This is a genomic window from Desertibacillus haloalkaliphilus, from assembly GCF_019039105.1.
GTDB lineage: Bacteria > Bacillota > Bacilli > Bacillales > KJ1-10-99 > Desertibacillus > Desertibacillus haloalkaliphilus.
This window is the reverse complement of record NZ_JAHPIV010000010.1, coordinates 40,006-48,367: the sequence shown is the minus strand read 5'-3', so window position 1 is coordinate 48,367 and position 8,362 is coordinate 40,006. Positions and strand designations below refer to the sequence as shown.

Sequence of the window (8,362 nt, the reverse complement as noted above, 5' to 3'; positions counted from 1 at the left end):
TCATACTTCAATCTAAAGGCGGTGCGAGTAAGCCTACTCCACTTACTTGCATCTCTGTTGGCGCACTCCGTCCCCTTTTCCAACAAAAAAGAACTAGTCAATGACTAGTCCATCCTAACTACGACATCACACCATAACCGATGTCTTCACTTTCTTCCTTTAGCTTAGGATTTGGAAAACTGGTGAATCACTTTCATTAATTCCTCAATCGCTTCGTCACCATCTCCCGATTTAATCGCACTGGCTACACAGCCATGGGTATGTTGTTCTAGTAGTGAGAAACCTACCTTTTTCAGAGCTGCATTTGCTGCTGACAATTGGACCAGAACATCGACACAATAACGATCATTTTCTATCATTTTTTGTATTCCTCGAACCTGTCCTTCCACTCGCTTTAATCGTTTTATAAGCTGTTCCTTTTCTTCCATATCCTTTTTGGTTATAGGTGTACGCTCTGGTTGAAGCTCAATGGGGAGTTGTTTATCATTAGTCACTGCTACCTTCACCTCACAACTACCATACCCCTGGATCGTATTGATTGTCAACTACGTCGTCTCCTTTTCGGACAAAATCCGTAAACCAATCACCTATAAAAAAACACCCCAACATCGGAGGTGCTTGTCCATTCGTATTATTTTGTTTGTTGTTTCTGCATTGCTTTCATCATTTGATTGATCTTCTTTTGTGATGGGTTTTGTCCCATTTGCATCATCATTACACGTAACATTTGTTCATTAATTGGTGGGTTTTTCTTTAAATATGACATCATCGTTTTGCGCGCAACAAAAAAACCGATTAAAAGTCCCGCAATGAGTGATAGTAACCCCACTAGGATATACATCCACATAAAAGCTTTTCCTCCTCCATGTTGTTTACCGTAAAAAATTACGACTTCAATTGTAAGATATTCGTTGTAAAAGAATCCAATTTATTATACCGTATTCAAAGGCGGTTTAAAAGGCAAAATCATAAATCCTTTAAATCAACTTCACTTGCTTAATCGGATTTAACCATCCATATCGAAAATTTTTAACATCGATAGCCATAAAATAAGGATCAAACTTCCTTAATACTTCAAAAAAAATCGTTTCCGCATCAAAATTCCCTTCGGCCTCTAACGTAATCTTTGTTTCAAAAAGATTGACTTCTGCAATACTCAACGAAGGCTGCAACGATAGACAATGAGTATCTTTATATGAGTAATAATCTATTCGGTGCTTTAACGACTGTTTTAGCAATTGTTGGAGTTGTAATGCCGGAATTGGCCGAGTAATATAGTTCACCTGTTTTTCTATAATCGAACGAGTGGTATCGCTCGCTCTTTCTTTCTCAAGAAATAAGTGAAACAATTTTGACTCTTGTCCAAAATAGTGACGAGCAACTTCCTCTTCCATTAAATAAATCTCATACCGCCTCATCACAAGCTCCCCTCCAGACGCTCATTTTGTACTCAGTATAATATACGAGCTCAAAAATCATTGTCTTTTACTGGAGCAATCAAGCACTACTTTTGTCGAAACAATGCCAATTCCAAATGAATACCTATTCTAGGGGATACATAGAAAAGGAGACTGTCCACCTAAGTGAGGTAGCGTCACCTCAGGTACAACAAACGAGGTAAGCAGTCACTTATAGGACAGTCCCGCGACAGACAAAATGTAATTAAAACATTGCTTTTACTTTTGATACAACATTTTCTACAGTAAATCCATACTCTGCAATAATTTTATCCCCAGGTGCAGATGCGCCGAACTGATCAATAGCCAATACATCCCCTTGGTCACCAACATACTTGCTCCAACCTAATGAAGCACCCATCTCGATTCCCAAACGTGCTTTAACGTTGCTAGGAATAACACTCTCTTTATATTCAGTTGATTGTTTTTCAAAACGATCCCAGCTAGGCATACTTACAACATTCACATGGATTCCTTCTTTTTCAAGTGCTTGTTGTGCCTCAACTGCCAAATTCACTTCTGAACCAGATGCTAACAATAGTGCGGTAGGTTTTTGAGCTGCCTCTGACACGACATAAGCACCTTTTTTAACGCCTTCATACGCCTTTTCAGCCGTACCATCCATCGTCATTAAGTTTTGACGTGTAAATACAAGTGCGTGTGGGACATCTTGACTTTCTAGTGCGATCTTCCACGCTGCTACTGTTTCATTACCATCAGCAGGACGGATGATCGATAACCCAGGCATCGCACGTAAAGATGCTAATTGTTCAACTGGCTCATGTGTCGGTCCGTCTTCACCAACAGCAATACTGTCATGGGTGAACACAAACGTTGAAGGAATTTGCATTAAAGCAGCTAAACGAATCGCTGGACGTAAATAATCAGAAAAGACAAAGAATGTTGCCCCATATGGTTTTACACCACCATGAAGAGCCATTCCATTTACAGCTGCTCCCATTGCGAATTCACGAACACCAAACCAGACGTTACGTCCACTATAGTCTTCATGAGTAAAATTACTTTCATCTTTTAGTAATGTTTTATTTGAAGAAGCTAAATCTGCTGAACCACCAAACACTTGTGGAACATTTTTAGCAAAGGCATTAAGCGCTTCTCCAGAAGATGCACGAGTCGCAACGTTATCTTTGCCCGCTTCATAAACAGGGGCATCAGCATCCCATCCTTCTGGTAATTCACCCTTCATCGCTAAAGATAATTGTTCGGCTAATTCTGGATGATCTTCTTTATATTTTGCAAACATTTGATTCCAAGCTTCTTCTTTTTCTTGTCCCTGAGCTTTTAGGTTTGCAAAAAATTCAGCAACCTCGTCTGGGACGTGGAATTCGCTTTCAAAATCCCATTTGTAAGCTTCTTTTGTTAATTTTCTTTCATCATCACCTAATGGTGCACCGTGTGATGCTGATTTCCCACCTTTGTTTGGAGATCCAAAGCCGATTGTCGTTTTTACTTCAATCATCGTTGGGCGTTCATCTGCTTTTGCAGCCGCAATCGCTTCATTAATCTCTTGAAGATCAGTCCCGTCTTCTACGCGAATGACTTGCCAACCGTAAGACTTATAACGGTCTTCGATGCTCTCAGAAAATGACATCTGTAAGTCACCATCAAGTGAAATATCGTTTGAATCATAAAGCACAATTAAACGACCAAGCTTTAAGTGACCTGCTAATGAAGCCGCTTCAGCTGAAACGCCCTCCATTAAATCACCATCTCCACAAATCGTGTACGTATAATGGTCGATCATTGGATAATTTTCGCGATTATATGTATCTGCTAAATGTCTTTCTGCCATTGCCATACCTACAGCCATCGCCACACCTTGACCTAATGGTCCAGTTGTAGCTTCAACCCCTGGTGTATGTCCAAATTCAGGGTGACCTGGAGTTCTGCTCCCCCATTGGCGGAAGTTTTTCAAATCATCGAGAGTCACATCATATCCTGATAAATGCAATAAACTATATAAAAGCATTGAACCATGACCTGCTGATAACACAAAACGATCTCGGTTAAACCAATCTGGATTGCTAGGGTTGTGATTCATAAATTTAGTCCATAAACTAAATGCCATTGGCGCAGCCCCCATTGGCATCCCCGGATGTCCTGAATTGGCTTTTTCAATGCTATCAATTGATAACGTTCGAATGGTATTTACTGCTAACTGTTCGACACTTGACGTCATCTATCGTCATCCTTTCCTTGTTCACATGATAAGTATACGCTTCTCATCATATACTTTCTCTCCTATTTGCACAAGCATCCATGCAAAATTTATCGATATTTCTATTTTCTGCATTTTTCGCAATTCTACTCATCAATTGTTTATTTTATTCAATCACTTATTCACTCGTAAACGCCGTGTCTACCGGACAAATAGCATCCAACTTATATAAGTTCGTCCACCTAAAAAAACTGTCCCGAAATCAAGTAATAGCGACCTTCGCACAATATGCAGCACTTCATTTGAAATGGTACCGTATTGTTTAACGAGGTATACAATCACTTGTAGGACAGCCATTGAGTCAGTTAATTAATGTTGAAATCCATTTTGATGACGATTCTTTTTACTTGCTTTTAATTTTGAAGGCGTAACATCGTTGCCTTTTTCATCAACCACTTTAACAGAATGAAGTTGGTTTTCAAATGAGCCACGAAATGCTTTTATATATTCTTGGCGAAGCTTTTGTTGTTCTTTTGTTTCTTCTTTTGTTAATCCAGTTGTTTTCGAACGCTTCGCTAATTCATTAATTCGTGCAAGTTTTTCTTTCGATAACATCCTATTAAACCTCCTATGGGGTACTCTACTCTCTTTCCAAATAACCTTTTATCACTTTACATGATCACTTCTACTCTTTCAACTATTATCACTCTTATTTTCGATATATTCTAGGTACCTACGATGAACCGTAGCCTTTGACACTGGATACCCAAACCCACGTAGCGTTGCCGCAATGTCATGAAATGTTAGCTGACGTTCACGAAGACGAACGATCTCTTCAATCGGAACTTGTTTACGTTCCCTCCCACCAAGATTGATATTTTTTAAATTTTTCTCAGGCTTATACCCTTTTTCTACTGCCTTTCTCATTCCTCGTCTAATCTTTAAATTATGCAACTTACGTTGATAGTCCTCAACAACTGCTAGAATATCTAACACCATCGAATCAGTTTCAGATAATTGTAATTGGCCATGATCATTGATCGTATACACTTTTATCCCTAATTTTTGCAATTGATGGAGTAGGGCAATTTTTGTATTCCCTCTGCCTAACCTTGTATCATCTTGAATTAATAACACATCTGCTCTACGTTCATGACAATCAGCAAGAACTTCGAGTATACCCTCACGCTCAATATCATATCCACTCTGTTTTTCTTCAATCACGTTAACAACATGAAAGTTATACTGTTTAGCTAGCTCCTGCAACTCTTGTTTTTGTCTTTCCAAGGAAGTTTGTTGAACCTCCTTATCGGTACTAACACGGCAATAAATGATCGCATTCATACGCTCAGTCCTTTTTCGTTTGATCAATTCTTTACACGGATTGGTATTTCAATGATTTGTCCCGGAATCAGGTAGGTTCCTTCCTTCCCTATGTTATTCACTCTTTCAGTTACATGAATAAATTGTTCACGAGATAAGTTATGTTTGCTTTTGTACTGGTCCGCAATCGTCCAAAGCGTATCACCTTCTTGGACAACATAATCTAATGTACCAATAATCTCAGGCTCACTTGCAGATACAACTACAGAAGAAATCATTAATAAAACCGTTAATACAAATAAAATGATGATAAATACCTCTTGCCCACTCCATCTTCTCTTTGTTTTCATATTATCCTCACCTCAAAACCAGAATACTTGTTCTTATACTCAGTATATGAGGATCATACGTTCTCGTCAATAGGAGATTTAGAACTTATGTTTGCATTAGTAATTAACGCATGGTATAATTTTTATAACAAAATTCGGTAAAGTGAGGTGTCGTAGATGACAAAACTCTCAAAGCGTCAACAGGAAATCTTAGATTATATCAAACATGAAGTCCGATCAAAAGGATACCCACCATCTGTACGCGAAATTGGTGAAGCCGTTGGTTTAGCTTCAAGTTCAACCGTACATGGGCATTTATCACGTCTAGAAAAGAAAGGTCTTATTCGTCGCGATCCAACTAAACCTCGAGCAATCGAAGTACTCGATCCAGATTCCATGAATGAAGCAACAGAAATCTCAGAAGCGAACACCGCATATGTCCCTGTTGTCGGTAAGGTAACCGCTGGACAACCCATCACTGCAATTGAAAACGTAGAAGAATATTTACCTCTACCTGAACGACTCGTCTCTGATGACAACGTATTTATCCTAATCATTCAAGGAGATAGTATGATAGAGGCAGGCATCTATGATGGTGACATGGTTATCGTCCGCCAACAACAAACAGCTTCAAATGGCGACATCATTGTCGCAATGACTGAAGAGGATGAAGCAACTGTAAAACGTTTTTTTAAAGAAAAAGATTACATCCGCCTACAACCTGAAAACACTACAATGGAACCGATTATTTTGAAAGACTGTAAAGTATTAGGAAAAGTCATCGGGGTATTTCGTACCATCCACTAACATTATAGAAAAGATACTAGATTCAGGAACTCTAGTATCTTTTTGTCCTTCCTCAACTAAACCTATCAATACTCACCCGCTTATTCTTTGAACGACAGTAACACCAAGTGCCTAATCCATTCCTGTTTAAGCACAAAACAACTCTACAAATGAATACTGTGCTAATGGGGGTGATGATATTGTTAAAAGGATTAATTGCTTATTTTGGAGTAGCCCTACTCGCCTATATTTCATCTCGTTTTCGACAACCGTTAGGGGAATACCGACCACCTAAAGAGGACAAAAATTTAAAAGAGAAGCCCGTCGACCAGCAAGAAGATCACGATGAATCCGAACATTAATAAGAAAATGTTATGAATTGTTTTAGAGCACCCTTTTTCTTCTAATCAATACAAGAGCTCTACTACAATGAAGAGTAGAAAAAACCCTCAACACATTGTGCCGAGGGCTTAATATCCATATTAATACGTTTGCATATACTGTTCGCGCTCCCAAGGGTGAACTTGCGTACGGAACATATCCCATTCAATTTCTTTCGCCTCTGCAAAGTGCTCGATTGCATGTTCGCCAAGAGCCTTAATAAGAACCTCGTCTTTTAAAAGAGTATCTAGAGCTTCTTTCAATGTTGCTGGAAGGTCTTTAATTCCTTCTTCCTCACGCTCTTCTCTACTCATCACATAAATATTGCGATCAGTCGCACTTGGAGGTGTTGCTTTTTTCTTAATCCCATCAAGACCAGCTGCTAGCATTGCTGCCATCGCTAAGTAAGGGTTAGCCGCTGGATCCGGGCTTCGCACCTCAACACGTGTACTTAAACCACGAGAGTTCGGGATACGTACAAGTGGACTACGGTTACGTAATGACCACGCTACATATACTGGTGCCTCATATCCAGGAACAAGGCGCTTATAAGAGTTAACAATTGGATTTGTGATCGCCGTAAACGCTTGGGCATGCTCTAGAATACCTGATAAAAACTGCATCGCAGTTTCACTTAATTGCGTTTCTGTTGACTCATCATAGAAAACATTTTCTTTACCTTTAAATAATGACATATTACAGTGCATCCCTGAACCATTAACACCGAATAATGGCTTAGGCATGAATGTTGCGTGAAGACCATGCTTACGTGCAATTGTCTTTACAACCAGCTTAAACGTTTGGATATCATCACAGCTTGAAATCGCATCCGCATATTTGAAATCAATTTCATGTTGGCCCGGAGCAACCTCATGGTGAGAAGCTTCGATTTCAAAACCCATATCTTCAAGCTCAAGAACGATATCACGTCGGCAGTTTTCACCCAAATCAGTTGGCGCTAAGTCAAAGTAGCCACCTTTATCGTTAAGTTCAAGCGTCGGCTCACCTTTTTCATCATTTTTAAATAAGAAAAACTCAGGCTCTGGTCCAATATTAAAATCAGTAAATCCTAATTCTTCTGCCTCTTTTAAAACACGTTTTAAAATACCACGAGGATCACCTTCAAATGGGGTAGGTTCCTCACCTGGACTACCTGGCTGATAGATATCACAAATGAGTCGCGCTACTTTCCCTTTTTCAGGCGTCCAAGGGAAGATCACCCAAGTATTTAAATCAGGATATAAATACATATCTGATTCTTCAATTCGAACGAAACCTTCAATTGAAGAACCATCAAACATCATTTGATTATCGAGTGCTTTTTGTAATTGATCAACCGGGATTTCTACGTTTTTGATTGTCCCTAACAAATCAGTAAATTGCAGACGAATAAAGCGTACATTTTCCTCTTCCGCCATCCGGGTAATGTCTTCTCGTGTATACTTACTCATATTATGTATTCCCCTTTCAAAACTTTGAATTTAATATTTAAAAAGAATTGATAACTTAGTGAAAGAATCGTGAGAGCTGGCCTTGAATAATAGATGCCTTCCCATGTCTCCCTGCCATCACCAATTCGTTTTTCAAATGTTTTCTCAGCTCTTTGTTTGACATGTCTCGATGCTGGACTTTTGCAGCTATAGCTTCAGAACTCGGTTCATTTTTCATTTCAAAGATTTGCTTTATCCCTGATATGTTAATGCCTTGCTCAAGCAATGACTTAATTTCCAGGAGCTTATCGACATCATTAAAAGAAAAAAGCCGTTGGTTTCCTTCTGTTCGAGCTGGGCATATTAAGTTATGCTCTTCATAATAACGAATTTGTCGTGCTGATAATTCAGTTAATTTCTTAACGATTCCAATTGAAAAAAGTGGCATGTTACGTCTCATTTCGTCCCTCATAACAA

Annotated in this window: 11 protein-coding genes; 2 read left to right on the top strand and 9 right to left on the bottom strand. The window is 39.1% G+C overall.

Annotation, left to right across the window (positions count from 1 at the left end; genetic code table 11):
- Nucleotides 1–164: 164 nt before the first annotated feature.
- The 7 genes from KH400_RS12305 to yneA form a co-directional block, all read right to left on the bottom strand.
- Nucleotides 165–470 (bottom strand): metal-sensing transcriptional repressor, encoded by a 306-nt coding sequence (locus KH400_RS12305; RefSeq protein ID WP_438821116.1) that lies wholly within the window; start codon nt 468–470, stop codon nt 165–167.
- Between the two features lie 161 nt (nt 471–631).
- On the bottom strand, nt 632–847 hold the full coding sequence (locus KH400_RS12300) for a YneF family protein (RefSeq protein WP_217224979.1): 216 nt from the start codon (nt 845–847) through the stop codon (nt 632–634).
- Between the two features lie 130 nt (nt 848–977).
- The gene (sirA, locus tag KH400_RS12295; protein WP_217225172.1) at nt 978–1,418 is read right to left on the bottom strand and encodes a sporulation inhibitor of replication protein SirA; all 441 of its coding nucleotides are present in this window, start codon (nt 1,416–1,418) and stop codon (nt 978–980) included.
- Between the two features lie 244 nt (nt 1,419–1,662).
- Nucleotides 1,663–3,657 (bottom strand): transketolase, encoded by a 1,995-nt coding sequence (gene tkt, locus KH400_RS12290; RefSeq protein ID WP_217224978.1) that lies wholly within the window; start codon nt 3,655–3,657, stop codon nt 1,663–1,665.
- Nucleotides 3,658–4,005: 348 nt separating this feature from the next.
- Nucleotides 4,006–4,251 (bottom strand): DUF896 domain-containing protein, encoded by a 246-nt coding sequence (locus tag KH400_RS12285; RefSeq protein WP_217224977.1) that lies wholly within the window; start codon nt 4,249–4,251, stop codon nt 4,006–4,008.
- A gap of 78 nt (nt 4,252–4,329) precedes the next feature.
- Nucleotides 4,330–4,980, bottom strand: coding sequence for a YneB family resolvase-like protein (locus KH400_RS12280; protein ID WP_217224975.1), 651 nt, complete (start codon nt 4,978–4,980; stop codon nt 4,330–4,332).
- A gap of 23 nt (nt 4,981–5,003) precedes the next feature.
- A complete protein-coding gene (gene yneA / locus KH400_RS12275) occupies nt 5,004–5,309 on the bottom strand; it encodes a cell division suppressor protein YneA (protein WP_217224973.1) in 306 nt (101 codons plus the stop codon).
- Nucleotides 5,310–5,465: 156 nt separating this feature from the next.
- On the opposite strand from yneA, the gene lexA reads away from it, so the two are divergent.
- Both lexA and KH400_RS12265 read left to right on the top strand, forming a co-directional pair.
- Complete coding sequence (gene lexA / locus KH400_RS12270) at nt 5,466–6,095, top strand: transcriptional repressor LexA (RefSeq protein WP_217224971.1); 630 nt, start codon at nt 5,466–5,468, stop codon at nt 6,093–6,095.
- Nucleotides 6,096–6,274: 179 nt separating this feature from the next.
- Entirely contained in the window at nt 6,275–6,436 is a 162-nt protein-coding gene (locus tag KH400_RS12265; RefSeq protein ID WP_217224969.1) for a hypothetical protein, read from the top strand.
- A gap of 120 nt (nt 6,437–6,556) precedes the next feature.
- Here KH400_RS12265 and glnA read toward each other — a convergent pair whose 3' ends face one another.
- Nucleotides 6,557–7,906: a type I glutamate--ammonia ligase gene (gene glnA, locus KH400_RS12260; RefSeq protein WP_217224967.1), complete on the bottom strand. Its 1,350-nt coding sequence runs from the start codon at nt 7,904–7,906 to the stop codon at nt 6,557–6,559.
- A gap of 55 nt (nt 7,907–7,961) precedes the next feature.
- Nucleotides 7,962–8,357: a MerR family transcriptional regulator gene (locus KH400_RS12255; protein WP_217224966.1), complete on the bottom strand. Its 396-nt coding sequence runs from the start codon at nt 8,355–8,357 to the stop codon at nt 7,962–7,964.
- Nucleotides 8,358–8,362: the final 5 nt, after the last annotated feature.

What these genes read in the sequence shown, in the direction of transcription:
- KH400_RS12300 (WP_217224979.1), bottom strand. Translation starts at nt 847, where the DNA reads ATGTGGATGTATATCCTAGTGGGGTTACTATCACTCATTGCGGGACTT.
- KH400_RS12280 (WP_217224975.1), bottom strand. Translation starts at nt 4,980, where the DNA reads ATGAATGCGATCATTTATTGCCGTGTTAGTACCGATAAGGAGGTTCAA.
- lexA (WP_217224971.1), top strand. Translation starts at nt 5,466, where the DNA reads ATGACAAAACTCTCAAAGCGTCAACAGGAAATCTTAGATTATATCAAA.
- glnA (WP_217224967.1), bottom strand. Translation starts at nt 7,906, where the DNA reads ATGAGTAAGTATACACGAGAAGACATTACCCGGATGGCGGAAGAGGAA.
- yneA (WP_217224973.1), bottom strand. Translation starts at nt 5,309, where the DNA reads ATGAAAACAAAGAGAAGATGGAGTGGGCAAGAGGTATTTATCATCATT.
- tkt (WP_217224978.1), bottom strand. Translation starts at nt 3,657, where the DNA reads ATGACGTCAAGTGTCGAACAGTTAGCAGTAAATACCATTCGAACGTTA.
- KH400_RS12285 (WP_217224977.1), bottom strand. Translation starts at nt 4,251, where the DNA reads ATGTTATCGAAAGAAAAACTTGCACGAATTAATGAATTAGCGAAGCGT.
- KH400_RS12255 (WP_217224966.1), bottom strand. Translation starts at nt 8,357, where the DNA reads ATGAGGGACGAAATGAGACGTAACATGCCACTTTTTTCAATTGGAATC.
- sirA (WP_217225172.1), bottom strand. Translation starts at nt 1,418, where the DNA reads ATGAGGCGGTATGAGATTTATTTAATGGAAGAGGAAGTTGCTCGTCAC.